Raw genomic sequence first — 26,026 nt, forward strand, 5'->3', positions numbered from 1 at the left:
GTCAGGAGAGCGCCGCCTCGAAGCGGGACCGCAGCTCCGACAGGCGGCCGACCGGCTCGGCGCTGTAGACGAGCCGGACGTACCGGGGGGCCACGCTCTCCCCCCAGGCCGTCATGGGGGTGGCCGCCACGCGTCCGCGGTCCAGCAGCCGGGCCGACAGGTCCTCCGCGGTCAGTCCCATGGCCCCGGCGTCCACCAGGACGGACCAGCCGCCGCCCGCCCGGACCACCGGCAGCCCGTCGAGCTGGGCGAGCACGGTGTCGTGGCGGGCCTGGTACTCGGCCGCCGCCTCCGCCACCCCCGCGCCCGCCGGGTCGGTGAGCGCGGCGGCGGCGCCGTACTGGTGGTATCCGCTGGCCACGGTGGTGTTGTAGATGGTCGCGACCATGATCCGGGACATGATGTCGGCGGGGCCGGCGACCCAGCCGATCCGCCAGCCGATCATCCGGTACTCCTTGGACATCGACCCGATGATGATCGTGCGCTCGGCCAGGCCGTCCACCTGGCAGGGGTTGATCCGCGGGTGTCCGTCGAAGACGATGCGCTCCATGGCGGCGTCGTAGATCAGGTACGCGCCCGTACGCTCGCACACCCGCGCGACCGCCTGCCAGTCCTCCCGGTCGAAGACCACGCCCGACGGCATGGACGGGCTCATCAGCAGCAGCGCCGCCGCGGCGGGCACCCGGGCGAGCGCCTCGCGGTCCAGCCGCCAGCGCCCGTCCTGCACCAGCAGCGGCACCAGGTGCGGGCGCGCGCCCGACAGCCGCACCCGCTGCAGCAGGCCGGCGTAGGTGGGGTCGGTGAGCAGCACGGGCTCGCCCGGCTCGGTCGTGGCCAGCAGCACGGGCATCACCGCCGACGTCCCGCCGGAGGTGATGCACACCTGCCGCAGAGGGTCGTAGTCGAGCCCGGTACGCGCCCGCAGCTCGGCGGCGACCGCCTGGCACAACACCGGCAGCCCGGTGAACGGCAGCCAGCTGTTGCCCGTCCCCTCCTCCAGTGACCGCCTGGTCGCGGCCACGGCGGACGGCGGGGGCGGGACGTCGGTGTCGAGGTTCTCCAGGCGCAGGACGTCGGCGTCCGCCCCGGCGGCCGCGGCCACCTTGTCGATGTCGAACGGCTGCACCTGCGCGAACCGGGAATTGGGCCGCATGACCGCACCTCCGTGCTTCGTTCCGTATATGGAACACCTTGGGGCACCCACGCTCCTCCAGTGAGGACGCGGGTGTCAAGGGGCGGCGCGGAGGCGCCGTCGGCGACCGGGTTGGCCAGGGGCGGTCCAGGCCGGGTCAGGTCAGGGTGCGGTCGGCCGGGCCGTCGTAGTGGTCCGGCCCCTGCATCGACAGGTCCAGCGGCTGGACCATGTCGGAGTTGGCGGAGGCCCGCCAGCCCTTCTCCCTGGTCATCTCCTCGATCGAGTGCGCGCACAGCGACAACGACCTGCACACGATGAACATGGCCTTGAGCTGCAGCGGCTCGTAGCCCATGTCGAGGCCGACACAGCCCATCGAGCCGGGGCCGTTGAGCCAGATCCGGCGGCCGAAGACGCCTTCGGTGGCCTCCTCCATCGCGCGGGCGATGCGGACGTACCGGCCGGTGACGCCCAGCTCGTCCGACAGCTCCAGCAGGCGGGCGGTACGCGGGTCGCGGATGTGCTGGGCGTGGTGGAACCCGGGCATGCGCTCGCGGCGTTCGCGCATCTCGGCGACGACCTTGGCGGCGGCCTCCTCGTCGCTCAGCCCGTCGCGCTCGGCCCGCTCACCGACCGCGAGGAACATCTCGGCGGGCCGGTCGGCGGTGCCGTGCAGCCGGCCGATGCCGGCGACGCCCGCCGCGACGGCCGCGTTCAGCTCGGCTCCGCCGGAGGTGGCGAAGCGCACGGTGGCCGAGGAGGGCGACATGGCGTGCTCGGCCATGTTCACCAGGATCGCCTCGGTCATCCGGCCCACCTCGGGGGTCGGCAGCTCGCCGCGCAGCACCAGGTGGAAGTGCTCGGCGAAGGAGATGTTGCCGGTCAGCTCGTTCACGTCGTACCCGCGCACGACGATCCGGTCCTTGTTCTTCCAGGCGATCGCCGTCTCCCAGGCGAACGGCTTCTTGTCGGTCAACGGGCTTTCCTTTCAGGGAAGTACACGCACGCCGGGTCGATCTCCTCGCGCAGCAGGCGGAGGTCCTCGGGGTCCGGCGGCATCACAATTTCCAACGAATCCCGAAATTTCGGGGTAAAGCCGGTGTTGTTGAGTACGTCCGTGACGCTCGCCCCCGGCATGAGCGCCGTCACGGTCAGCGCCGAGTCCTCGGCCTCCATCACGCACAGGTCGGTGACGACCTTGACGCGCAACGGCCCGAGCCCGGCCTTGGCCCGCTCCCCCGGCCCGCCCAGGAACCCCGGGCTGGTGACGTAGTCGCAGCGGGCGGGGAAGCGCCGCTTCTCGTGGTCGGTCAGGATCACCACCTGCCCGCAGTGGCTGGCGATGTCGTTGGCGCCGCCGCTGCCGGGCAGCCGCACCCGCGAGCCGTCCGGTCTCGGGACCCAGGTGGAGTTGATGTTGGCGTACTCGTCCACCTGGGCCCCGCCGAGGAAGCCCGTACGGACCAGCCCGCGCTGCACCAGCCCGCCCAGCGCCTCGAACAACGACCCGTGCCGCGCGGCGCCGCGCATCAGCCGCGGATCGACCACGGACACCGGCGTCGGCACGACCTTCGGGAACATCACCCCCGACTCGATGACGAGCTTGGCCTGCGGCGCGTGGGTGCGCTGGGCGAGCGTGGCGGCCAGCAGCGGCAGGCCGGTGCCGACGATCACCAGGTCGCCGTCGCGGATCTGCCGGGCGCCCTCGACGACCAGCAGTTCCCGCGGCAGCGCGGTCCACTGCGCGCTCACACCAGCCTCCCCATCTGCTCGGTCAGCGCGGCCCTGAGCGTGCCCGCCGGGTCGCGGGCCCTGAGGTGGTCCTCGAAGGACGCGCCCAGGTTGGCCCCGATCCACTCGCGCAGCTCGACGTCCCCGGCCCGGCCCAGCGCCTGGTACTCCTTGATCTCCGGCTCGGCGAAGTCGTACGCGCGGTAGACGGAGGTCGGGAAGGCGCCGAAGGGCTGGTGGACGACCGCCGTCACGTACGCCTCCGGGATGGTGACCCGCTCGGGCCGGTCGGCGAACGCCCCGGCGGGCAGCACCTCCTCGGCCGACACGATCGTGGCGCGGGCGGCCCTGACCATGTCCACCTCGTGGGAGGTGACCCCCTCGATCACGACGTTCCCGGCCAGGTCGGCGCGGTTCGCGTGGATGATCGCCACGTCCGGCGTCATCGCCCGCAGCAGCACGACCGGCCGGCCGGTCCAGGGATCGGCCGACTCCACCGCCACCCCGTCCGCGACCAGGTCGGCCAGCAGGTCGGTGCCGAGCAGGCTGCGCGTCGGCAGGAAGGGCACCCCGACGGCCCCCGCGGCGAAGCGGGTGGCCATCGCCAGGTGCGAGTGGTCGCCGACGCCGATCTCGCCGCGCTCGACGGCCCGGCGCCAGGCGAACAGCGTGCCGTAACGTTCCAGGTTGCCGGTGCCCTGCTCGGTGCGGACCACCAGGCCCGCGGCCACCAGCATGTCGAGCGGCAGCGACAGGTTGCAGCCGACCACGGTCAGCCCGCCGATCCCCTGCCTGATCACCTCGTGCACCAGCGCCATCGGGCACCGGTTGATGTTCTGGCCGCCCATCCCGACGACGGCCCCGGCGGGGACGTGCCGGGCGACGGCCTCGGCGGCCGTCAGTAACTTATGCACGCCGACCGCCACTCGGTGTAGAAGTCCCAGACCTGCGGCGAGCACTCGGGCGGGCCGAACTGCGACAGCTTGGCGCCCATGTGCGGCAGGTGCGCGTACGCGCCGACGCCGGGCCGGTTGACGTGCAGCATGCCCGCCTCGAAGCGGTCCAGGGCCTCGAAGATGGTCGCCGGGTCCTGGGTGAAGATCGTGCCGCTCATGCCGTACTTGACCGAGTTGGAGATGCGCATGGCGTCGTCGAAGCCGTCGCAGTCCACCACGGACAACACCGGGCCGAAGATCTCCTCCTGGGCGATCTCGCTGTCCCAGGGCACGTCGCGCAGCACGGTCGGCTGCACGTAGCAGCCGTCGGGCACGCCCTCGGTGTGCCGCTCGCCGCCGACGGCGACCTTGGCGCCGGCCTCCTGCGCGGCCTTGACCGCGTCCAGGCAGGCACGCATGCGGGTCTCGTTCACCACCGGGCCGATCGTGGCCTCCTCCGACAGGCCCGGCCCCACCTTGAGCCGGGCCACCTCGGCGACCAGCCGCGACAGGAACTCCTCCTTGACGGCCCGGTCGACGATCACCCGGGAGGTGGCGCTGCACCGCTGCCCCGACTGCCCGAACGCGCCGAACACGGTGGCCTTGACCGCCTTGTCCAGGTCGGCGTCCGCGAGCACCAGGACCGCGTTCTTGCCGCCCAGTTCGAGCTGGGTGCGCAGCAGCCGCGGCGCGCCGGCCTGGTGGATGGCCAGGCCCACGGGCAGCGAGCCGGTGAAGCTGATCCCGGCCACGCGGGGGTGCGTCACCAGCGCCTCGCCCGCCGCGATGTCGCCCTGCACGAGGTTGAGCACCCCGGCCGGGACGCCCGCGTCCACGAACGCCTCCACCAGCAGCGCCGAGGTCAGCGGCGTGAACGGCGACGGCTTGAGCACCGCCCCGCACCCGGCCAGCAGCGCGGGGGCGACCTTCCACATGGGGATGGCGAGCGGGAAGTTCCACGGCGTCACCAGGCCCACCACGCCGATGGGCGCGCGGAAGGTGTAGGAGAACGTGCGCGGCTCCTCGGCGGGCAGGGTCTCGCCCTTCAGCCGGCGCCCCTCGCCCGCGGTGAAGTCGAGGATGGCCAGGGCCCGCCTGACCTCGCCGCGCGCCTCCTTGATGAGCTTGCCCTGCTCGCGCGTGATCGCCTGGGCGAAGTCCTCGGCCCGCTCCTCGATCAGGCGCTCGGCGGCGCGCAGGTGCTCGGCGCGCTTGATCGGCCCGAGTCCCTTCCACGCCGGCATCGCCGCCGCGGCGGCCTCCACGGCCAGCTCGACGTCCGCGCCACCGGACTCGGCGAAGTCCCCGATGTGGTCGGAGAGGTCGGCGGGGTTGATGTTCGGCCGGGTCTGCCCGCTCTCGGGGGCACGCCATTCGCCGCCGATGTGGTTGAGCAGGTAGCGACTCGGGATCGTCGCCATCGGGTTCCTTTCCGGTCAACTTCTGATACGGCAAAGCCTCACGGCCTGGGATGTTCCGGACAAGGGGGATTAGACCGATGCCCCCGATAGGCAGCCGTTATATGGCTCCGCCTATAGCGGCGATAGGCAAATCACGCATTGGCCGGACCGGTCCGCTGCACTAGACATGCCGGGGAAAAGACCTGCTCACGGCACTTGTCGAATTCACCCGGAATTAACCGAGGGTCCATATGAAGCATCGCACATGGGCGGTAATTGCCGCCTCATCCCTTTTCGCCCTCACCGCGTGCGGCAGTTCGGCCGGCGCCGGTGAATACGACTGGTCGGCCGCCCCGGACACCGGCAAGATCGCCGCCCAGGGCAAGGACCTGCCGACCTACGGCCTGGCCCCCGACTGGGCCAACTACGGCGAGGTCGTCAAGACGTTTTGCGCCAAGTACCAGGCCACCTGCGCCCACAAGGACACCGACATGTCCTCCTCGGAGGAGATCGTCAAGTTCGACGCCGAGAAGGACAACCCGATCGGCACGGCCAGCGACATCGGCCTCATGTGGGGGCCGGTGGCCGAGGCCAAGGGCGTGGTGCCGGCGTACCTGCCGCCGTCGGCGGGCAAGCTGAAGGACTGGCAGAAGGGCAAGGGCGGCTGGGTCGCCACGTTCGTGGGCGCGCCCGCGTTCGTCGTCAACACCGACAAGGTGAGCAACCCGCCCAAGAGCTGGCAGGACCTGCTCAAGCCCGAGTACAAGGGCCAGATCGCCATCAAGAACCCGGCCTCCTCCGGCACCGGCCAGGCCATGGTCGTCGCCGCCGCGGTCGCGGCCGGCGGCTCGGTGGACGACCTGACCCCCGCCTACACCTACTTCAAGAAGCTCAAGGACGCCGGCAACCTCAGCGACGTCAAGATGAGCGAGGAGACCCTGGAGAAGGGCGAGGCCCCCATCCAGATCAACTACGACTTCAACGGCCTGGCCCAGAAGGCGGCGCTGAAGGCCAAGAACGTCAACGTGGAGGTGATCATCCCCTCCGACGGCTCGGTCTGGTCGCCGTCCGGAATGATGATCAACAAGTACAACACGGCCAAGGGCGACTTCCTCAAGGGCCTGCTCGACTACGTGCTCTCCGACGAGGCCCAGACGCTGTTCGCCAAGTTCGGCGCCCGGCCCGTCCGCGCGCTCAACGGCGACCTGCAGCTCCCGGCCGAGGCCAAGGCCAACTGGCTGCCCGAGGAGTCGTACGCGCCGGTCAAGGAGATCGAGATCACGAAGGTCAATCCCGAGCAGATCGTCGCCGACTGGGAGGCGAAGGTCCTCGCGTGACGTCCCACATCACGGAGTCCGTGGCGGCTCCACCGGCCGCCGCCCGCCGCCGGTCCCCGGGCAGGCTGTTCACCGCCTGGGGCCCGGCCCTGCCGCTGCTGCTGTTCACGCTGGCCACGCTGGTGCTGCCGGCGCTGCGGCTGCTGCACGACACCTTCGCCCTGCCGGACGGCGGCTACGGCTTCGACCACATCGTCAAGGTGGCGCGGAACCGGGTGGACCGCCAGGCCATCGGCGGCTCGCTCGCGCTCGGCCTGACCCAGGCCACGCTGGCCACCGCGCTCGGCGCGCCCGCCGCCTGGCTGATCACCCGGATGCGCCTCGGCGGCCGGGCCTTCTGGCTGTCGCTGATGAACGTCGCCTCGAACTTCGCCGGCATCGGCCTGGCCTTCGGCTTCGTCGCGCTGATCGGCTCGACCGGCATGCTGACGCTCGTGCTCAAGGGCCTGTTCGGGATCAAGGACAACCCGTTCCCCTCGCTCGGCTCCTTCAACGGCATGAACGTCGTCTACCTGTACTTCAACGTCCCGATGTTCGTGCTGCTCACGCTGCCCGCGCTCAGCGTGCTCAAGGACGACTGGCAGGAGGCCGCCGCGGTCTGCCACGCCACCCGATGGCAGTTCTGGCGGTACGTCGGCCTGCCGGTGCTCGCGCCGTTCGTCATCGCGGGCTGGCTGCTGGTCTTCACCTGGACGATCGGCGTCTACGCCGTCGCGTACGCCATCGGCTCCTCCCCCAGCGCGACCAAGCTCATCACCCTGCAGATCGGCAGCACGCTGGAGTCCTCGGTGTTCGGCCTCGGCCGGGCCGCCGTGCTGTCGGTGCTGCTCATGATCCTGGCCATCGGGGCGACCCTGCTCTACCGGCTCTCGCTCAGGCGCGCTGCGAGGTGGCTGTGAGACGGCGCGTCTTCCTCGGCCTGCTGGCGGTCTACTTCGGGCTGCCGCTGCTGGCCGCCCTGCTGTACTCGGTGGCCACCCGCTGGACCGACACGCCGCTGCCCGACGGCTACACCCTGGCCCACTGGGCGGGCGTGTTCGCCGAGCCGGACGTCATGGCCGCGCTCGGGCGCTCGCTCGTGCTCTCGGCGGTCGTCGTGGTGATCGAGATCGTGCTGGTGGTGCCGGCCGCGTACTGGTCGGTCGTGCACAACCCGCGCATCGGGTCGATCGTGCAGACCATCGCGGTGATCCCGTTCGCCGTCCCGTGGGTGGTCGTCGGGGCGGGGCTCCAGCTCGTCACCAAGTCGGTCGCGCCCGAGCTGTTCGGCACGTTCTGGCTGCTGGCCGCGGCCACCGCGGCGATCGCGTTCCCGTTCATGTACCGGGCGGTGGAGAGCTCGCTGCTGGCGGCGGGGGCCGTCCAGCTCAGCGAGGCCGCCGCCACGTGCGGCGCCGGGCCCGCCCGCACGCTGGTCGGCGTGATCCTGCCGGCGATCCGCGGCGGCGTCGTCTCCGGCGCGCTGCTGGTCATCGCCACCGCCATGAACGAGTTCGCGCTCGCCAAGATCCTCACCGGCGTCAGCTACGAGACGCTGCCGCTCTGGTCGGCCAGGCAGTTCGTCTCCCGGACGCTCGGCGACCCCAACGCGCTGGCCGTCGTCACCATCTTCACCTTCGGCCTGCTGTTCGCGCTGTCCGCGCTGGTCGTCTGGCTCGGCCGCGGCCGGGTGAGCGCGTCCATGGCCACCGCTCCGGTCCAGAAGGGCACCATTCCATGAGCCACGTCGTCCTCGACCGCATCACCAAGCGCTACGCCGGGCACACCGCGCTGAACGGCGTGAGCGTCAGCGTCGAGCAGGGTGAGCTGCTGGCCCTGCTCGGCCCGTCGGGCTGCGGCAAGACCACGCTGCTGCGCTGCATCGCGGGCCTGACCGGGTTCGACGGCGGGCGGCTGACGATCGGCGGCGCCGACATGGCCGGCGTGCCGGTGCGCAGGCGGCCCATCGGCATGGTCTTCCAGTCCTACGCGCTGTTCCCGAACCTCACCGTGGGCGGCAACGTCGCCTTCCCGCTGACCGTCAGGAAGCGGCCGAAGGGGGAGGTCAGGGACCGCGTGGCCGAGATGCTCGACCTCGTCGGCCTCGACCACCTCGCCGACCGCCTGCCGAACCAGCTCTCCGGCGGCCAGCAGCAGCGCGTCGCCCTGGCCCGCGCGCTGTCCCCCCGTCCCGAGGTGCTGCTGCTGGACGAGCCCCTGTCCGCCCTGGACGCCCAGGTACGCCACCGCCTGCGCGACGAGGTGCGCCGCATCCAGCACCAGGTCGGCATCACCACTGTCTTCGTCACCCACGACCAGGCCGAGGCCCTGGCCATCTCCGACCGGGTCGCGGTGATGAACGCCGGCGACATCGAGCAGTGCGGGCCGCCCGCGGAGATCTACACCGCGCCCTCCACCCGCTTCGCCGCCGGCTTCGTCGGCAACCGCAACACCCTCGAACTGGACGCGGTCGGCGGCCGGGTCACCGCGGGCGGCGCGTTCGACGTCGAGGCGCCCGCGCCGCGCGTCCTGTGCATGTTCCGCCCCGAGGACGTCGAACTGGCCGCGGACGGCCCCGGCGCGCGGGCGGTCGTGGACGTGACGGTGTTCCTGGGCGCCACCACCCGCGTGTACGCCCAGGCGGGCCCCTCGGTGATCTTCGCCGACGTGCCGTCCAGGGCCGCCGCCGGCCTGTCGCCAGGAGACGAGGTACGCCTGCGGGTCGCCGCCGACCACGTCCAGGTGTTCCCCGCCTGACCCGGCCCGGGGCCGCCGGTCCCGGGGCTCAGCCGCCGAGCCCGAACCAGAGCACGGCGAACACCCCGCACGGCAGGCCGGCCAGCACCAGCGCGATCAGCACCCGCCACCGCAACGCGAGCCCCGGCCCGGTCACGAACGCCGCGACGGCCCCCGCCCCGGCGAACACGACCGCGGCGCCCACGGCCTGCGCGGCGGTGTACGGCACCGACGGCAGCAGCTTCCCGGCCGCCCAGAACGCCACCGCCGCCCCGGCGGCCACCAGGGCGGCGCGCCGCGCGGGCCGCACGTCCACGCGTTCCAGCACGTACGCGGCTCCGGCGAGCATGGCCAGGCTGATCGCCAGCAGCGTGCCGAGTGCCGGGGCCAGGCAGTCCCAGTCGGCGCAGCCGACGCCCGCCCACGCCAGCCGGGCGGTGGCCCACCACAACACCCCCAGTGCCCCGCACACCCCCGCGGCTCGCCCTATACGCCCCGTCATGCATTAATCGTCCCACTGTCAGGAGGAGGCGGCCGCGCGGAGCTCGTCGGCCTCCGCCTCGGCGGTCCTGCCCAGGGCGCGCAGGGCGACGGCGCGGTTGGCGTACAGGTCGGGCTGCGGGTCCAGCTCGACGGCCCGGGTGAGGTCGGCGAGCGCGCCTTCGGCGTCGCCCGTGGCGTGACGCAGCACGCCCCGGTTGCCCCAGGCGGCGGCCAGCTCGGGGGCGTGCTCCAGGGCCAGGTCCAGGGCCGCGGCAGCCTCGGCGAAGCGGCCGGCCGCCGTCTCCAGCTGGCCGAGCACGGTCAGCAGGTGCGGGTTCTCCGGCGCGCGGGCGAGCCCGGCCGTGGCGTCGGCCCTGGCCTCCTCGTCCCGCTCCGCCGCCGCCAGCAGCCCGGCGCGGTTGACGTAGGCGTCCAGGTAGCCGGGGTCCAGCTCGATCACCGTGCCGAGGTCGGCGAGCGCCCCCTCCACGTCACCCCGCACGGTACGCAGCTCCGCCCGGTTGTAGTACGCCTCCGGCAGCGGCGGCCCGGCCCGCATGGCCCGTTCGTAGTCGGCCAGCGCCTCCTGCGACTCGCCCAGCCGGAACAGCAGGTTGCCGCGTTCCAGGTAGGTGTCGGGGAAGCCGGGGTCGAGGGCGATGGCGGCGGCGTAGTCCTCCAGGGCCTCCTTGGGGCGGCCGAGCGCGCCGAGCAGCTGGGCCCGGTTGGTCAGCAGCACCATCCGGTGCAGCGGGTGCCGGTCGCCCAGCTCGCCGGCCAGCTCGACGGCCGACTCCACCAGCGACAGCGCGGCTTCCAGCCGTCCGTGCCGCAGCTCGACCAGGGCCAGGCCGTTGCGGTCGAAGCCGAGTTTGAAGGCCCGTTCCAGGGGGTCGGGCAGCAGCCCGGAGATGGCGATGGCCTGGTTGAGCCAGCGGCGGGCCCTGCCCAGGTCGCGCTGCGCGGGGTCGGGGTGGCGGGCGTCGAGCATGGCCGTCCCGTACGCGGCGGCGGCGTGCACGACCGGGTCCTGGCTGGCCGCGCGGGCCCGGTCCCACAGCGTGCGCGCCTCCTGGACGCGGCCGAGCCCGCCGAGCGCGGTGGCGGTGCGCTGGGCGAAGCGCCACCACCGGGCCTCCCCCGGTTCCGTCCGGGCCAGGCCGAGCTCGCCCAGCTCGGCGGCGGCGTGCAGGAAGCCCTCGCGCATGCAGCGGTCCACCAGGGACCACAGCTCGTCGGCGCTGCGCTCGTCGGCAGGCGGCTCCGGGCCCTGCGCGTGGACCGTGACGGCCAGCGTGCCGGCCGGGACGCGCCGGGTCAGGACGTCGAGCAGCTCGGTGTCGGTGGGGTCGGCGTGCGCGCCGTTGCACACCTCGAGCCTCGCGCCCGGCCGCACGGCCGCGCGGACGAACTCGGCGATCCCGTTGGCCAGCCTCAGCGTACGGCGGGGCGCCGGCACCAGGATGCGCTCCTCGTCCGGCAGTCCGGCCTCGATGGTCGTCCGCCGGACGGGCACCTGCCCGGCCAGCTCGGGCGCGACCGCCCGGATCTCGATGTCGTAGGCCGCGACCAGCTCGCGCGGGGCGTCCGGCACCAGGTGCCGCAGCAGCGCGGCGCCCACGGTGTAGGGGCCGCGCGGCCGGCGATGCGCGTCGATGACCGGCATCAGCAGCCGCCCGGCCCCCCATCGGGCGGGCGGGCCGCCCGGGACGCCGAGGTGGGAGCTGTGCCCGGTCACCCCTTGTGGATGACGCCTGCGGTCCCTGCGAGCCTCGCGGTGCCTGGCTTACGGACGACGATGCGCTTCATGACGTGCCTCTCCGATGGGTGTGACTATCCATTATTCGGACACCCAACCGGATATCAAGATTTATGGTGAATAAGTGGCGGTTTAACTATTAAGAAGCACCTGGCATTTGCGCGCGTCCCGCAGCCTATTGGGACCGAAACCAATGATCGACCGCCGCGACCCGCGCCTGTTCCGATTCCTCCATCAACGTGCACAGGCACCGCCCGACCAGCGTGACGGACTGGCAGCAGCCGGGCCCCGGCAGTTTCTTGGCGCGCACGATCGCGGTCGCCCGCTCGATCAGCCGCTCCAGGCTCGGCTCCCCGCCGCCCTTGAGCGCGTGGGCGTTCCACGGGCACGCCTCGACGTCCTTGCACGCGCTCTTGGCGATGAACGGCGCCGTCCCCGGCTCGAACCGCAGCCGGTCCTCACGCTTGATCCGCAGGTCGGCCAGCACCAGCGCGGCGCGGCGGGAGACCTCCAGCAGGTCGCGCCTGTCCGGCCGGCTCTCTTTTCCCCCGGCCGCCCGATCGGGCAGGGCCAGCAGCATCGCCGCGGCCATCAGCCCGCCGCCCATCACCATGCTCCAGCCCACCTGCTCGTGGAACCAGATCACCGCGATGGCGGCCACCCAGAGGGGCTGCGAGGACATCATGATCGCGCTCGGCACGGCCGGCACGTGCTTCTGCCCGTACGAGCGGGCCAGGAACCCCAGCGCGCACGACACCACGGCCAGGTGCGCCAGGATCGCCCAGTCGGGCAGGCTGGACGGCAGCGTGATCCCGCCGCGCAGCGCGAAGCCGCCGGTGAGGATGCCGATCGTGAAGAGCTGGATCGTGGTCAGCGCGTACGCGGGGAAACGCTCGCCCTTCTTGGACAGCTCGGCGAGCATGAGCGTGTGGGCCGAGTAGAGCGCCGCGGCCGTGAGCGTGACGCCGAGCGCGAGCAGCGAGACCTCGTGGTCCTCGACCCCGCGCAGCAGCGTGAACACGGTCATCCCCGCCATGGCGAGCACCACCCCGGCCCACACCCGCCGCGGCGCCCGGTTCCTGAACATCACCAGCGCCAGGACCGGGGTGATCACCACGCTGCACCCGACGGCGAACCCCGACACCGCCGAGGGCAGGCTGTGCAGCGCGAGCGCCTGGGCGGTCTGCCCGACGCCGAACAGCAGCCCCAGCACGAGCCCGTTGACCCACGTCCGGCGCGACAGCCCCCGCAGCGAGCGCGGCCGGATGACGAGCAGCGTCACCGCGGCGATGAGATACCGCTCGGCCAGCAGGTCCTCGACCGGTAACCGGAGGATGAGATCCTTCATCAGCGGGAACGCCGACCCCCAAGCGGCGCTGACGAACAACAGAAGCACGGCTCCCAGGAGGGGTCGGGAAGCGGGCACGACTGCCATGGAGCAGAGCATGCCACTACTAAATGCATTCGCCAGAGCACGCGGAGAAGCCGGTGAGGTTACTGTTCCACTTGGAGTTAAGACCCTCACTCCAGGCCCGAAACATCCATACCGGCGGCGGCGAAAACAGCTCTTTCCTGCGGTTACTGCCTGGTACGGCCGAGCTCTCCACATTCGCACTGTGTACGGACGCATACGCGGACCGTGCGAACGGGCCGATGCCTCGCCCCGGAGATGGTCACTCTCCGCGATCAATCTGAGGCGGTGTGGTCACGCCTGAGCGTAGAGGTCGCAGAAGCCCCGCGGGGGCGGAAAGGGAGAACAAGCCAGGGCCCCAGGAGGGGATGGGGCGGGGCCGCCGGATCCGGAAGCGTCGGACCCCGGCGTCGTCGTCGGAGCTAGAGCTCCATGGCCGGCGCGGGCGCCAGCCGTTTCTCGCCGTAGATGACGACGAGGTCGCCCACCTGGCGACGCGACAGCTCACGCCAGCCCTGGCGGGCGTACAGCGCGAGGGCCGCGCCCTGGTTGAGCGTGGTGTCACCGCGCAGGCTGCTGAAGCCGAGCTCCAGGGCGCGGTCTTCGAGGGCCGAGAGCATGACGCCGCCGTAGCCGCGCCGCTGGAAGTCGGGATGCACCCTGAGCCTGCACACCTCGGCGGTCTCCCGGTCGACGGGCTTCAGGCCGCCCATGGCGACCACCCGCGAGCCGGTCTCGCCCACGATGAAGTCACCGCCGCAGGCCAGGTAGATCTCCTGGATGCGGGGGAAGTCGTCGTCGTAGTAGACGCCGTCGCCGGGTTGGAGACCCACCTCGGCGAGGCAGATCCGGTGCAGCGCGAGGATGGTGTCGAGATCGGACCAGCGGTACCGCCGGATCTTCAACGTCATCCACCGCTCCCTTCCTTCTGGGCCAATTTCCGACGCCGCAGCTGGGCGCTGAATTCAGCCAGCATCTGATGTTTGTCGTCCTTTTTCATGATCTGCTGCTCCAGCGCGAGCGCCGGACGGATGATGAGGTCCGTAAGGTATTCATCCCCCAGATTGCGCAAGGCGTTCGTACCAATTTGTAGGGCTTCGTCGATGTCACCCTCCAGGAGGCGGCACTGGGCCTGGTCGAGCCTGATCAGGGTCTGGTCGAGGACGTGGTCCTCGTACTTGCCGAGTGCCTGGTCGAGCACCACCTCGGCCTCGATGGTCTGGCCGAGCTTGGTGAGCACGTCGCCCTGGTAGAAGTAGAGCTGCTTCTCGGTGTAGCCGAAGGCCATGTCCTCCTGCTCCTCGCTCTTCATGTGCGAGAAGGCGCTCCTGGCCCGGGCCAGCGCGCGCTTGGCCTGGTCGACGACCTCCTTCTTGCTGTCGGTGCCGGAGAGCATGGCCAGGGCCCGCGCCTCCACGACCGGCGCCATGGCCTGGGCCACGCACGGCGTGGCGCCCGCCAGGTCGCGGCTCTTCTTGGCCAGGTTGAGCGCCTCGCGGGCGTCGCCGTAGTAGAGGGGGACGAGCGACTCCCTGGCCGTGATCCAGGCCCGCAGGGCGCGGTCGCCGGTCTCGTCGGCGGCGATGCGGCCGGTGCGGAAGAACGACCGGGCCAGCCGGTGGTCGCCCAGGTTGATCATCACCATGCCGCTCAGGCCGGCCAGCTGCGCGGCCATGCGGCACAACCGGTCCTGGAGGTCGATCGGCTGACGCCTGGACAACGCCGTGCGGACCGCGCTCAGCTCCAGCAGCACGTCGCACAACAACCGCAGCGGGGGCGTCGTGGTGTACTGGCGGCCGAAGGCCAGCGTCGCCTCCTCCCACTGGTCGAGCATGCCGCCCGACACGGTGGCCGAGACCAGCGTCTCGTCCATGCGCCGCCGGATGCCTTCGCACGCCCCCAGCACCGGCCCGTCGAACTGCTGCTTGAACGACACGTCGGTGTCCAGCAGATTTAACAACGTGCGCCGCAGGATGTTCTCGTCCTCCTGGGCGTCGGCCTCGACGGTCATCGGATGGATCACCAGGTCGCGCGGCAGCGACGCCGACCCCGCCACGCGATTGGCGGGCTCGCCGAGCACGCCGGGCATCCGGTGGCCGTGGCCGCAGATGCAGGGCCCGTCGAAGCCGAGCTCGATGGGCTCGACCCGGTAGACCGAGCACAGGTAGTGGAGGTACTCGGGGCCCGGCCGCTTGAGCCCGCTCTCGTACGCCGACAGCAACGTCTCGCCGATGCCCGGCGGCGCCTTGGCGTCGCGCTCGAACAACGCCCGCACCTGCTCGATCACGTCCGCGAGCGCGATGCCGTAGGACAGGCGGTGCGCTTTGATGCGGGTCGTGCTGAACTGCGGCGAGCACGCCTCGTGGATCTCTTCAGCTATCTGGGCGGAGGTGCGCCCGGTGGCAAGGCCCTTGGCCCTGATCCGCCGGGCGATCTCCGTTTCCCTGTGCTGCCTGCCGGACATCCCGGCCCCTCTCCCGATGTCTCGACCCGTCAAGACTGGTGACTCAGCGTAGCCCTCAGGTAGCTCTTCGCCTAGAGACGACTATGAAGCAGTGAGGACCGTTTGGAAACGTGCTCATCAAGCCTACGGTTAAGGATCGTCCTCCGAGGGACTGTTTCTTACAACCCATGAGGGAATAGCCACTCCCTGTGATCAGCAGGATGGCGTTGCGTGTGCTGTTGACTTGAGCCATGTTTGGCCCACCAGCAACGATTCCCAGGGAGGACGAGAAGGTGACGGACGACAAGATCGGACATCTGCAGCGCCTCGTATCCGAGCTCGGCGCTCGCGGTCTGCTCGCACGAGTGGTCCAGACCCAGAGCGGCCGGCAGTTCGTCCGCGTCATCAACCCGAAGGCGACGAGCCTGTCCGAGAACGTCACCTGCCGGCCGGCGAACGCCTCGGACCTTCCCGACTGGTGGTACTGCTGGTCCTGGGGCGAACCCATGCACACGGCCGACGACCCGGCCGGTGCCGCGACCAAGGTCGCACGCGTGCTCGCCGCGGTGGGAGAGTGACCACGCGGTGATCCGGGTGGAGCGCAGCCACCACGGGTCACCGCCCCCACGGCGGCCCCGCGGGGCCGGCGGGACGATCGGTGCGGAGGGCGTCCGGGTTGCCGGACCCCTGATCGTCCCGCCGGTTCCGGCCCCTTCGCGCGGGCGTGTGCCCGTGCGCGCAGATCAGCCCGGCGGGTGCGCCCGCCGGGTGTCGGGGGGATCACCTCCCCCCTCGGAACCGGAACGGGCCATGCTTCCGGGTGTGTGGCCCGTCCGAGCCGTCCGTCATCGGAGCGTCCGGTCTCTCCCTCCGCGGCCCAGAGACCGGGCGACCCCGTCTTCCCCGGCGTGATGTGACGGCGGCCGGTTCGGTCAGCGGTATTTTTAGATCCAATTGGACTGATTTGCCGCTGACCGAACCGCTTCCTGAGGGGGAATCCACCCAGTGTTCCTGTTGGTGACACCAGGGCCATCGCCTACGCCCACGCCGGCGGAGTCGTCGCTCGTGCAGGACTTGGACAAAGTGAGCTCGCAGATGGCCCAGGCCTGTCAAGGTGACACGGTGATCTGTGGTCCTCTGGTCGACTGGCTGGGCAACGTGTCATGGGCGCCGTTGCTGGCCAGCTTGATCACCATCGTCCTGATCCTGGTGTTCGGGTTCGTCGTGCGGAACATCTCGCACCGGCTGATCACCAAGGTGGTGAACCGGGCGGCCACCGGCGGCTCGCTCACCAACAGGTTCCGCCGCAACGCGGCCACCGACGGCATCGACGCGCTGCTGCACGAACGCCGCAAGCAGCGGGCCGAGACCATGGGGTCGGTGCTCAAGCACATCGCCTCCATCGTCGTCCTCGGCACCGCCATCCTGACCGTGCTCGACCGGCTGACGATCCCCATCGCCCCCCTGCTGACCAGCGTCGGCATCCTGGGCGTCGCGATCGGCTTCGGCGCGCAGGAGCTGGTGAAGGACTTCATCGCCGGCATGTTCATGCTGCTGGAGGACCAGTACGGCGTGGGCGACGTGATCGACGCGGGCGCCGCCGTCGGCACCGTCGAGGCGGTCACCCTGCGGGTCACCCGGCTGCGCGACGCCGACGGCCGCGTCTGGTACGTGCGCAACGGCACGATCACCCGCGTCGGCAACGAGTCGCAGGGCTGGTCGCGGGCCTACTTCGACGTCCCGGTGCCCTACGACGCCGACATCACCGCCGTGCGCGCGGCGCTGGAGATCGTGGCCGAGGAGATCTGGGCCGACCCCGAGTTCCGCGAGAGCGTGATCGTGGAGGAGCCCCAGGTGTACGGCGTGGAGCAGCTCTCCGACAGCGCGCTGGTGTTCCGCATCACCGCCAAGACGCTGCCCTCCCGCCAGGCCGAGGTCGCCCGGGAGATCCGGCTCAGGGTGAAGGCCGCCCTGGACTCCGCCGGAATCCCCATGGTCGCTATTGCATAAGGTGAGAACGTGACAGAGACCTCCTTCTACGACGCCGTAGGCGGCGAGGAGACCTTCCGCCGCCTCGTCCACCGTTTCTACGAAGGTGTCGCGGAAGACCCCCTGCTGCGGCCGCTCTACCCCGAGCCCGACCTGACGGGCGCCGAGGACCGGCTGCGCGGATTCCTGATCCAGTACTGGGGCGGCCCCAACACCTACAGCCAGGAGCGGGGCCATCCCCGGCTGCGCATGCGGCACGTGCCGTTCGTGATCGGGGAGGCCGAGCGCGACGCCTGGCTGCGGCACATGCGTGACGCGGTCGACTCGCTCGGCCTGCCCGACGATCAGGCGACCAGACTCTGGGACTATCTGGTCTACGCGGCCCACAGCTTGGTGAACTCGCCGACATAACGGGCATGACGCCCACATGGATATCCCCTGGTGGCGTGATGCCGTCGTCTACGAGATCTACGTTCGCAGCTTCGCCGACGCCTCCGGAGACGGCGTCGGCGACCTGGCCGGGGTGCGGGAGCGGATTCCGTACCTGAGGAGGCTGGGGGTCGACGCCATCTGGCTGACGCCGTTCTACCCCTCTCCGATGGCCGACGGCGGTTACGACGTGGCGGACTACCGCGGCGTCGACCCGCTGTTCGGCACGCTGGCCGACTTCGACGCGCTGGTGGCCGAGGCCCACGGGCACGGGCTGAAGGTGCTGGTGGACATCGTCCCCAACCACAGCTCCTCCGCGCACCCCTGGTTCCAGGCCGCGCTGCGGGGCGAGAAACGCGACCGGTACATCTTCCGCGACACGACCAACAACTGGCAGTCCACCTTCAGCGGCCCGGCCTGGACCCAGGTCCCCGACGGACAGTGGTACCTGCACCTGTTCGCCCCCGAACAGCCCGACTTCAACTGGCGCAACCCCGAGGTGCACGCGGAGTTCCTCGACGTCCTGCGCTTCTGGCTGGACAAGGGCGTGGACGGCTTCCGCATCGACGTGGCGATGGGCCTGTACAAGGCCGAGGGGCTGCCGGACGTCGGCGACCAGTCGTTCAAGGCGGTCTCGCCGGTCTGGGGGCAGCCGGAGGTGCACGGCGTCTACCGCGACTGGCGCAAGGTGCTGGACAGTTACCCCGGCGAGCGTATGGCCGTCGGCGAGGTCTGGACCGACAGCGCCGAGGACCTCGCCCTCTACGTCCGCCCCGACGAGCTGCACCAGAGCTTCAACTTCGCCTGGCTGCAGGCACCGTGGTCGCCGACCGCGTTCAAGAAGGTGATCGACGACACCCTGGCCTCGGTCCCGTACGCCACCTGGGTGTTGTCCAACCACGACGTCGTACGCCACCGCACCCGCTACGAGACCGCCGATCCTGGCACGGGCCTGGCGCGGGCCAGGGCTGCGCTGCTCACGATGCTGGCGCTGCCCGGCTCGGCCTACCTCTACCAGGGCGAGGAGCTGGGCCTGCCGGAGGTGACCGACCTGCCGGCCGAGGCCAGGCAGGACCCGGTGTTCTTCCAGTCGGAGGGCAAGCTGCCGGGCCGCGACGGCTGCCGGGTGCCGCTGCCGTGGTCGGCGGAGTCGCCCTCGTACGGGTTCTCGCCGCCCGGCGTGCGGCCCTGGCTGCCGCAGCCGGCCGCCTTCGCCGAGCTGACGGCCGAGAAGCAGGAGGGCGACGCGGACTCGACGCTGGAGTTCTACCGCCGGGCCCTGGCCTGCCGCCGCGAGCTGGCGGGTGTGATTCCGTACACCCTGGAGTGGCTGGACTCCCCCGAGGGAGCGCTTTTCTTCTCCCGGGGCCCGCTGATCTGCGCGATCAACTGCGGGATGGACCCCGTACGGCTGCCGGCGCACGACGCGGTGCTGCTGTCCAGCGGCCCGGTCCAGGGCGGGACGCTGCCGCCGGACACCGCCGTGTGGCTGCGCGGGCAGTCATGACCGAGGGCCGGCCCGCTGCTCGCCGCGGAAGGGGATGACGGGCAGCGACACCAGCGCGCAGGCCAGGCCGGCCGCGTACGCCGCCCAGTAGCCCGTCCCGGTGATCAGCGCCCCGGCCAGCGGCGTCACCCCCAGGGCGACGACGTTCTGGACGGTGTTGTGGGTGCCGAGCACCTTGCCCGCCCAGGCGGGGCCGGCCAGCTCGCCCGCCCTCAGGTAGGCCAGCCCGTTGCCGGACACGGTGAGCACCGAGGCCGTCGCGAGCGCCACCGGGCCGAGCAGGCTGTCCGTCGCCGTGCCCACGACCAGCAGGGCGAGCACGGCCAGGCAGGCGCAGGTGAGCAGCAGCAGGGGACGCATCCGCAGGCCGACCCGGTCGGACCAGCGGCCGACGGCCACCCGGACCACGGCTCCGGCGACGGCCGACAGGCCGAAGAGCTGGCCGGCGGCCACGGCGTCCCAGCCGTACAGGCCGACCAGGCAGGTGACGCCGTACGTGCTGACCACGATCTGCGGCACCGCGTGCAGCCCGCTGGTCGCGTGCACCCGCCACAGCGCCGGCTGCCGGTACGGCGACCGCTCGGGCCCCGCGCTGCCCCCGGCGATCGAGTGCGGCGGCTCGGCCAGGAACAGCGCGGCCAGGACGGCGGCCAGCAGGCTGACGGCGGAGCAGACCAGCAGCACGCCGGGCAGCCCGTGCGCCCGCGCGACCGGCGGCAGCACGAACGCCGCGACGGCCATGCCGAGGGTGTAGGACACCTGGCGCAGGCCCATGGCGACGCCGCGCTCGGGCGGCTGGAACCAGCGCAGGACGATGCGGCCGCCGCCGACCATGGCCGCCGACCCGGCCGCGCCCGCCAGCGCCAGCAGCGCGATCACGGCCCAGGCGGGCCCGGCGAAGGCGACGGCGGCGAGCAGCACGGCCGCCAGGCCGACGCCGATGCCGAGCACCAGGCGCTCGCCGTGCCGGTCGGCCAGCGCGCCCCAGGCGACGAGCGCCACCAGAACGCCGATTCCCGGGGCATTCCCAATGACTCCGGCCACTGCCAACGGAACACCGAAATGTCGCTCAATCTCCGGCATGACGAGAGGCAGGCCGAACAGTCCTAAGGTGACGCTCGCATGGGCGTTGACGCCCAGCGCGAGCATCAGCCAGCGTTTCCTGCCCGGACCGGAGGGCGGCTGCGGTTCCAGGGCGGTCAGCCCTGGGCCGAGTAACGCTTGAGCAGGACGAGCTCGTCCTCGCTGAGCCGGCGCGGCGCGGCCCGCTCGACGTCGTAGGCCACGATCACCGAGGTGGCGGTCGCGTAGACCTCGTCGTCGTCGCGGATCTCGTAGGCCAGGGTGAAGCGGACCGGCCTGAGCTGCGTGACCCAGGTCTCGACCCTGACCGGCTCGGGCCGCAGGCCGAGCGGGCGGCGGTAGTCGATCTCGTGGCGGGTGACCACGAGCCCTCCGAAGGGCGCCTCGCCCGCCCTGACCGGATCGATCGCGAACATGCCGAAGCGGGCGTCCTCCAGGTAGTCGAGGAAGCGCACGTTGTTCACATGCCCTTGGGAGTCGATGTCGGCGAATCTGACCATGCGGAGGAAGACGTGCCGGTGCGCCGGGGAGGGTTCTGCCACGTCCGCCACGGTACCCGTACCGTCCGGGCCGCTGGTCACCGGGCCTTGCGGCGGGCCAGGCAGGCCAGCACGGTCAGCACCGAGATCGCGGCCATGCAGGCGAGCGCCCAGCGGTAGCCGGTCACGAGCAGGCCGACCGCGTCGCCGGCGAGCTCCGAGAGCGTCCCGGCGAAGACGCGCCGGTGCAGCGCGGCGGGCAGCGGCGCGGTGATGATCGACAACACCAGGCCGGTGCCGACCACGTTGCCGGTGTTCTGCAGCATGAGGCGCATGGCGTTGACGATGCCGAGGCGCTCGGAGGGCAGGCCGTCCAGGATGGCGGTGGTGTTGGAGGGCAGGAAGACGCCCGAGCCGAGGCCGATGAGCACGAGCCCCGCGGCCACCGCCGGGTACGGCGTGCTCGCCGACATCGTGCCGAGCAGCGCCAGCAGCCCGCAGGTCGTGGTGGCGGCCCCGGCCACCGCCAGGGTGCGCGCGCTGGTCAGCCGCTGGAGGAAGCCCGACGTCACCGACGCGACCATGGCCGCCACCGCCAGCGGCAGCACCTTCAGCCCGGCCTGTACGGGATCGTCCCCTCGCACGGCCTGGAAGTAGAGCGCGACGAGGAAGACCATGCCCATCCGCGCGACGGCGTTGAGGAAGGAGGCGAGCGTGCCGAAGGCGAAGGCCCGGTCGTGGAACAGCCGCAGGTCCACCACGGGATGGGCGGCCCGCCGCTCCCTGGCCACGAACAGCGGCAGGCCCACGGCGAACGCGGCGAGCCCGGCGGCCACCACCGGATGCCCCCACCCCAGCCTGCCGAACTCCGACAACGCCAGCAGCAGCCCGCCGAGCGTGACCAGCACGAGCACGCTGCCCGGCAGGTCGAGCCCGCGCTCGCGCCCGGCCGGCTCGACCCGCCGCAGCGTGAGCGCGCCCCACACCAGGCAGACCACCCCGATGGGCACGTTGAACCAGAACACCCAGCGCCAGCCCAGGTTCGAGGCGAGCACGCCGCCGAGCGTCGGGCCGATCAGCCCGGCGATGGAGAAGGAGGCCACGTAGACGCCCATGCCCTCGCCCAGCCGCTCGCGCGGGAAGGCGTCGCTGACCAGGGCGGCGCTGTTGGTGAGCAACATCGCGGCGCCGGCGGCCTGCACGACCCGCATGGCCACGATCATCCACGCGCCGGGGGCCAGCCCGGCGAGCAGGGCGGCCCCGGTGTAGACGGCCAGCCCGATCAGGTACATCCTGCGCCTGCCGAACATGTCGGCCAACCGGCCGAGCACCACCATGAGGACGGTCGTGGTCAACTGGAAGCCCAGCAGGATCCAGCCCGCGGCCGTGGCGTCGGCCCCGGTGTGCCGGGCGATCTCGGGCAGCGCGACGTTGATCGCGCTGCCGCCCAGCCCGGTCAGCACGCTGGCCAGGCTCACGACCGACAGCGTGCGCCAGGCGTGGCCGACGGGAGCGGGGGTCGTCGTCACCAAGGGCCTGTCCTTTCTAGATTTTGATACTAGAATCCAGTTCAAATCGTCGGCCGGTCAAGGATCGAGGTGTCGGATGAGCGGGATCGTCAAAGGTCGCGTGGTGATCGTCACGGGTGCGGCCAGGGGCATCGGGCGCGGGCACGCCCTGGAGTTCGCCAGGCAGGGCGCGAAGGTGGTGGTCAACGACCTGGGCGCGGAGGTGGACGGCACCGGCTCGTCCGGGGCCGCCGCCGAGGTGGTGGCCGAGATCGAGGCCATGGGCGGCCAGGCGATCGTCAACGGCGAGGACGTCTCCGACTTCGACGGCGCGCAGCGCCTGATCGAGGCGGCCGTCGAGCAGTTCGGCGACCTGCACGTGCTGGTCAACAACGCCGGCATCCTGCGCGACCGCATGCTGGTCAACATGACCGCCGAAGAGTGGGACGCGGTGATCAGGGTGCACCTGCGCGGCACGTTCGCACCCCTGCGGCACGCCGCCGCCTACTGGCGGTCCAAGGCCAAGTCCGGCGAGCGGGTCGACGCCCGGATCATCAACACGACGTCGTCCTCCGGCATCTACGGAAACCCGGGCCAGGGCAACTACGGCGCGGCCAAGGCGGGCATCGCCGGGCTGACCGTGATCGCCGCCAGGGAGCTGGAACGCTACGGCGTGACGGTCAACGCCATCGCCCCCGCCGCGCTCACCCGCATGACGGAGAACCTGATCCCGGCCGGGGCGACCGGCGCCGACCCCGACGACATCGCGCCGCTGGTGGTCTGGCTGGCCAGCGCCGAGGCGCGCGGCGTCACCGGGCGGGTGTTCAACGTGCGCGGCGGCATGATCAGCGTGGCCGAGGGCTGGCACGCCGGCCCCGGGGTGGACAAGGGCGGCCGCTGGGACCCGGCCGAGCTGGGCGCGGTCATCCCCGCCCTGGTGGACAAGGCCGCGCCCAACGCCCTGACCAACGGCCGCATCCCCGGGCGGGAGGACTGACATGCCGCTCGACCACTCGCTGATCGGCGTCGAGGGCCCGGCCCACGAGCGCACCTGGACCGCCGAGGACACCATGCTGTACGCGCTCGGCGTCGGCTCGGGCCTGGACGAGCTGGAGTTCGCCACCGAGAAGGGGCAGCGGGTGCTGCCGACGTTCGCGGTGCTGGCGGCGCAGTCGCCGGGGCGGCGGCTGGGCGACTTCGACCCGGCCCTGCTGGTCCACGCCGAGCAGGGCTTCGAGCTGCACCGGGAGCTGCCGCCCGCGGGCGGCGTACGGACGACGTCGAAGGTGACCGGCATCTACGACAAGGGCTCGGGCGCGCTGGTGACCACCGAGGCCAGGGCCGTGGACCTGGAGACCGGCGAGCTGGTGATCGCCTCGCGCAGCTCGGTGTTCATCCGGGGCGAGGGCGGCTTCGGCGGCGACCGGGGGCCCCGCGACGAGTGGGCGGTCCCGGACCGGGCGCCCGACCACAAGGTGACCTACCCGACCCGGCCGGACCAGGCGCTGCTCTACCGGCTGTCCGGCGACCGCAACCCGCTGCACAGCGATCCGGAGTTCGCCGCCAGGGCCGGGTTCGCCCGGCCGATCCTGCACGGCTTGTGCACGTACGGCGTGACCGGGCGGGCGTTGCTGCACACGCTCGCCGGGTCCGACCCGTCACGGTTCAGGGCGATGTCGGGCCGGTTCAGCAGCCCGGTGTTCCCCGGCGAGCCGCTGACCGTCTCCATCTGGGCCGACGGCGACGACGTGCTGTTCCGCACCGCCAAGGACGACGGGACGGTGGTGATCGACCGGGGCCGGGCGACGATCAGTCGTCGCTGAGCCCCCTGAGGGGATCGAGGCGGTGGATGAGCTTCATCGCCGCCTCGATGATCTCCCTGGCCTCCTCCTCGGTGTCGGAGGTGGCCACCTCGCGGGCGGCCTCGCCGATGATGCTGGTCAGCACCGCAACCGTGAACCGGTCGAGGGGGTCCCCGCCGGCGCCGAGCAGGACGGCGTTCTGGCGCACCCACTCGCGCCCGCGGGTGCGGCGGATCAGCTCGAAGCCGGGCGGGCCGTCGCCGTCGATGAAGAGCCGGACCAGGTCGCGCCGGTCCCAGGCGCCGTCGAGGTAGGCGCGGGCCCCGGCGATCAGCAGCTCGACGGGGTCGCTGACGCCCTCCTTCTTGGCCTTGGCGACGCTGGCGGCCGACGCCTGCTCGTGGGCCGCCTGGTGGTCCTCGTAGAGGGCGAGGAACAGCTCGGTCTTGCCGCCGAAGTGGTGGTAGAGGCTGCCGACGCTGGAGCCGGCGCGGGCCACGACCTCCGAGACGTTGGAGTCGGCGAAGCCGTGCTCGCTGAAGACCTCACGGGCCGCCTGCAACATGCTCTTGCGCGTCTGAGCCGTACGGCTCCACTCCCACGAGGACTTGCGTGCCATGCCAGGCATTCTATCGCGCCGAATTCTAGAATCTGATTCTTGACCAGTGCCGCGCGGGGGTTAGAATCGCGTACTAGAGACTGATTCTAGAAATTCAGGAGGCGGCCGTGGACTTCTCGCTCAGCCCGGAGGAACGGCAGATCCGCGACACCGTGCGTGCCTTCATCGAGAAAGAGGTCATGCCGCTGGAGCCGGAGGTCCTGCGCAACGAGCGCGAAGGGCGTCCGGGGCTCGATCCCGAGGTCGTGCGCGACCTGCGCGCCAAGGCCAGGAAGTCGGGCTTCTGGGGCATCAACACCCCCGAGGAGTACGGCGGCGCGGCGCTCGGCCCGATCATGTCCGCCATCATCGCCATGGAGATGGGCCGCACGTTCGTGCCCTTCTCCTTCGGCGGCAGCGCCGACAACATCCTCTACGCCGGCACCGACGAGCAGAAGCAGCGCTACCTCGTCCCGACCATCGAGGGCGAACGGCGGTCCTGCTTCGCGATCACCGAGCCGGGCGCCGGCTCCGACGCCCGCAACATCCGCACCCGCGCCACCCGCGACGGCGCCGAGTGGGTGATCAACGGCGAGAAGACCTTCATCACCGGCGGCAGCGAGGCCGACTTCGTCATGGTGTTCGCGGTGGCCGAGGGCCACGGCGTGACCTGCTTCCTGGTCGACCGGGACATGGGCTGGAAGTCCGAGCCCATCCCGACCATGGGCGAGTGGGGGCCGGCGGCGCTGGTGTTCCAGGACGTACGGGTGCCCGAGGAGAACATCCTGGGCGAGCTCGGCAAGGGCTTCGAGCTTGCCATGCAGTGGATCGGGCAAGGACGGTACATGATCCCGGCCCGTGCCATCGGCTCCGCCGAGCGCATGCTCCAGATGGCCATCGACTACGCCAAGATCCGCAAGTCGATGGGCCAGGCCATCTCGGAGTACCAGGCCATCCAGTGGATGATCGCCGACTCCCAGGTGGAGATCGAGGCGGCCAAGTGGCTCACCCTCCACGCGGCCTGGCAGGTGCAGCAGGGCATGGACGCCCGGCACGCCTCCTCCATCGCCAAGCTCAACGGCGCCGTGATGGCCAACCAGGTCGTGGACCGGGTGCTGCAGATCCACGGCGGCATGGGATACACCAAGGAGCTGCCGGTCGAGCGGTGGTACCGGGAGCTGCGCCTGCTGCGCATCTTCGAGGGCACCGACGAGATCCAGCGCCGCACGATCGCCCGCAACCTCATCAAGGGCCACGCCAGGCTCGGCCTGATCGGAGAGTAGTC

General features: G+C 71.4%; 25 protein-coding genes. 11 read left to right on the forward strand and 14 right to left on the reverse strand.

All coding sequences use genetic code 11. The annotated features are described in order from the left end of the window. Position 1 precedes the first annotated feature (1 nt). From ACFYYW_RS29525 to ACFYYW_RS29545, 5 genes are all read right to left on the reverse strand, one after another. Positions 2-1,153 carry a pyridoxal phosphate-dependent aminotransferase gene (locus ACFYYW_RS29525; protein ID WP_352322847.1) on the reverse strand — a complete coding sequence of 384 codons (1,152 nt, stop codon included), beginning with the start codon at positions 1,151-1,153 and terminating at the stop codon, positions 2-4. A gap of 136 nt (positions 1,154-1,289) precedes the next feature. Then, positions 1,290-2,108 (reverse strand): citrate/2-methylcitrate synthase, encoded by an 819-nt coding sequence (locus ACFYYW_RS29530; protein ID WP_387653218.1) that lies wholly within the window; start codon positions 2,106-2,108, stop codon positions 1,290-1,292. Beyond that, a complete protein-coding gene (locus ACFYYW_RS29535) occupies positions 2,105-2,884 on the reverse strand; it encodes a CoA-transferase subunit beta (RefSeq protein ID WP_387653221.1) in 780 nt (259 codons plus the stop codon). The genes ACFYYW_RS29530 and ACFYYW_RS29535 overlap by 4 nt, the downstream gene beginning before the upstream one ends. Continuing rightward, entirely contained in the window at positions 2,881-3,777 is an 897-nt protein-coding gene (locus tag ACFYYW_RS29540; protein WP_387653224.1) for a CoA transferase subunit A, read from the reverse strand. Before ACFYYW_RS29540 ends, ACFYYW_RS29535 begins: the two co-directional genes overlap by 4 nt. Continuing rightward, positions 3,762-5,219, reverse strand: a complete 1,458-nt coding sequence (locus ACFYYW_RS29545) for an aldehyde dehydrogenase family protein (protein WP_387653226.1) — start codon at positions 5,217-5,219, stop codon at positions 3,762-3,764. Before ACFYYW_RS29545 ends, ACFYYW_RS29540 begins: the two co-directional genes overlap by 16 nt. A gap of 230 nt (positions 5,220-5,449) precedes the next feature. Between ACFYYW_RS29545 and ACFYYW_RS29550 the strand changes: the two genes are divergently transcribed. From ACFYYW_RS29550 to ACFYYW_RS29565, 4 genes are read left to right on the forward strand one after another with little or no spacing between them, the layout of a single operon-like run. Continuing rightward, a complete protein-coding gene (locus ACFYYW_RS29550; protein WP_387653228.1) occupies positions 5,450-6,535 on the forward strand; it encodes an extracellular solute-binding protein in 1,086 nt (361 codons plus the stop codon). Then, on the forward strand, positions 6,532-7,434 hold the full coding sequence (locus ACFYYW_RS29555; protein WP_387653231.1) for an ABC transporter permease: 903 nt from the start codon (positions 6,532-6,534) through the stop codon (positions 7,432-7,434). Before ACFYYW_RS29550 ends, ACFYYW_RS29555 begins: the two co-directional genes overlap by 4 nt. Next, entirely contained in the window at positions 7,431-8,255 is an 825-nt protein-coding gene (locus ACFYYW_RS29560) for an ABC transporter permease (protein ID WP_387653234.1), read from the forward strand. Before ACFYYW_RS29555 ends, ACFYYW_RS29560 begins: the two co-directional genes overlap by 4 nt. After that, positions 8,252-9,271 carry an ABC transporter ATP-binding protein gene (locus ACFYYW_RS29565; protein ID WP_352322855.1) on the forward strand — a complete coding sequence of 340 codons (1,020 nt, stop codon included), beginning with the start codon at positions 8,252-8,254 and terminating at the stop codon, positions 9,269-9,271. The genes ACFYYW_RS29560 and ACFYYW_RS29565 overlap by 4 nt, the downstream gene beginning before the upstream one ends. Positions 9,272-9,299: 28 nt before the next feature. Here the strand turns inward: ACFYYW_RS29565 and ACFYYW_RS29570 are convergent, their stop codons facing one another. The 5 genes from ACFYYW_RS29570 to ACFYYW_RS29590 all read right to left on the reverse strand — a co-directional run bounded on the left by ACFYYW_RS29570 (position 9,300) and on the right by ACFYYW_RS29590 (position 15,367). Then, a complete protein-coding gene (locus tag ACFYYW_RS29570; protein WP_387653237.1) occupies positions 9,300-9,752 on the reverse strand; it encodes a hypothetical protein in 453 nt (150 codons plus the stop codon). An 18-nt stretch (positions 9,753-9,770) separates the two neighbouring features. After that, the gene (locus ACFYYW_RS29575) at positions 9,771-11,471 is read right to left on the reverse strand and encodes a tetratricopeptide repeat protein (protein WP_387653240.1); all 1,701 of its coding nucleotides are present in this window, start codon (positions 11,469-11,471) and stop codon (positions 9,771-9,773) included. Between the two features lie 196 nt (positions 11,472-11,667). Further along, a complete protein-coding gene (locus ACFYYW_RS29580; RefSeq protein WP_352322858.1) occupies positions 11,668-12,888 on the reverse strand; it encodes a DMT family transporter in 1,221 nt (406 codons plus the stop codon). A 437-nt stretch (positions 12,889-13,325) separates the two neighbouring features. Beyond that, complete coding sequence (locus ACFYYW_RS29585; RefSeq protein WP_387653243.1) at positions 13,326-13,814, reverse strand: GNAT family N-acetyltransferase; 489 nt, start codon at positions 13,812-13,814, stop codon at positions 13,326-13,328. Then, positions 13,811-15,367 carry an XRE family transcriptional regulator gene (locus tag ACFYYW_RS29590; RefSeq protein ID WP_364392442.1) on the reverse strand — a complete coding sequence of 519 codons (1,557 nt, stop codon included), beginning with the start codon at positions 15,365-15,367 and terminating at the stop codon, positions 13,811-13,813. Before ACFYYW_RS29590 ends, ACFYYW_RS29585 begins: the two co-directional genes overlap by 4 nt. A gap of 272 nt (positions 15,368-15,639) precedes the next feature. On the opposite strand from ACFYYW_RS29590, the gene ACFYYW_RS29595 reads away from it, so the two are divergent. The 4 genes from ACFYYW_RS29595 (at position 15,640) to ACFYYW_RS29610 (ending at position 19,271) form a co-directional block, all read left to right on the forward strand. After that, entirely contained in the window at positions 15,640-15,924 is a 285-nt protein-coding gene (locus ACFYYW_RS29595) for a hypothetical protein (RefSeq protein ID WP_352360547.1), read from the forward strand. A gap of 544 nt (positions 15,925-16,468) precedes the next feature. After that, on the forward strand, positions 16,469-17,356 hold the full coding sequence (locus ACFYYW_RS29600; protein WP_352322425.1) for a mechanosensitive ion channel family protein: 888 nt from the start codon (positions 16,469-16,471) through the stop codon (positions 17,354-17,356). Between the two features lie 9 nt (positions 17,357-17,365). Then, a complete protein-coding gene (locus tag ACFYYW_RS29605; protein ID WP_352322426.1) occupies positions 17,366-17,746 on the forward strand; it encodes a globin in 381 nt (126 codons plus the stop codon). Between the two features lie 16 nt (positions 17,747-17,762). Next, on the forward strand, positions 17,763-19,271 hold the full coding sequence (locus tag ACFYYW_RS29610; protein WP_387653248.1) for an alpha-amylase family glycosyl hydrolase: 1,509 nt from the start codon (positions 17,763-17,765) through the stop codon (positions 19,269-19,271). On the opposite strand, the gene ACFYYW_RS29615 is transcribed toward ACFYYW_RS29610, so the two are convergent. The 3 genes from ACFYYW_RS29615 to ACFYYW_RS29625 form a co-directional block, all read right to left on the reverse strand. Then, positions 19,266-20,420, reverse strand: a complete 1,155-nt coding sequence (locus tag ACFYYW_RS29615) for an MFS transporter (protein ID WP_364414301.1) — start codon at positions 20,418-20,420, stop codon at positions 19,266-19,268. The two genes, ACFYYW_RS29610 and ACFYYW_RS29615, sit on opposite strands and share 6 nt — an antisense overlap. A gap of 50 nt (positions 20,421-20,470) precedes the next feature. Further along, positions 20,471-20,854, reverse strand: coding sequence for a thioesterase family protein (locus ACFYYW_RS29620; RefSeq protein WP_352360768.1), 384 nt, complete (start codon positions 20,852-20,854; stop codon positions 20,471-20,473). 77 nt (positions 20,855-20,931) lie between these two features. Continuing rightward, positions 20,932-22,362 carry an MFS transporter gene (locus ACFYYW_RS29625; RefSeq protein WP_387653812.1) on the reverse strand — a complete coding sequence of 477 codons (1,431 nt, stop codon included), beginning with the start codon at positions 22,360-22,362 and terminating at the stop codon, positions 20,932-20,934. Between the two features lie 76 nt (positions 22,363-22,438). Between ACFYYW_RS29625 and ACFYYW_RS29630 the strand changes: the two genes are divergently transcribed. Both ACFYYW_RS29630 and ACFYYW_RS29635 read left to right on the forward strand, forming a co-directional pair. Continuing rightward, a complete protein-coding gene (locus ACFYYW_RS29630; RefSeq protein ID WP_387653252.1) occupies positions 22,439-23,338 on the forward strand; it encodes an SDR family oxidoreductase in 900 nt (299 codons plus the stop codon). 1 nt (position 23,339) lies between these two features. Next, positions 23,340-24,164: a MaoC/PaaZ C-terminal domain-containing protein gene (locus ACFYYW_RS29635; RefSeq protein WP_387653255.1), complete on the forward strand. Its 825-nt coding sequence runs from the start codon at positions 23,340-23,342 to the stop codon at positions 24,162-24,164. Here the strand turns inward: ACFYYW_RS29635 and ACFYYW_RS29640 are convergent. Continuing rightward, positions 24,151-24,762 carry a TetR/AcrR family transcriptional regulator gene (locus ACFYYW_RS29640; RefSeq protein WP_352322431.1) on the reverse strand — a complete coding sequence of 204 codons (612 nt, stop codon included), beginning with the start codon at positions 24,760-24,762 and terminating at the stop codon, positions 24,151-24,153. The genes ACFYYW_RS29635 and ACFYYW_RS29640 overlap by 14 nt on opposite strands. 107 nt (positions 24,763-24,869) lie before the next feature. Between ACFYYW_RS29640 and ACFYYW_RS29645 the strand changes: the two genes are divergently transcribed. Beyond that, the gene (locus ACFYYW_RS29645) at positions 24,870-26,024 is read left to right on the forward strand and encodes an acyl-CoA dehydrogenase family protein (protein ID WP_364414307.1); all 1,155 of its coding nucleotides are present in this window, start codon (positions 24,870-24,872) and stop codon (positions 26,022-26,024) included. The last annotated feature ends 2 nt before the right edge of the window (positions 26,025-26,026 follow it).

Origin of the sequence: Nonomuraea sp. NPDC001831 (genome assembly GCF_042892035.1) — a bacterium.
GTDB lineage: Bacteria > Actinomycetota > Actinomycetes > Streptosporangiales > Streptosporangiaceae > Nonomuraea.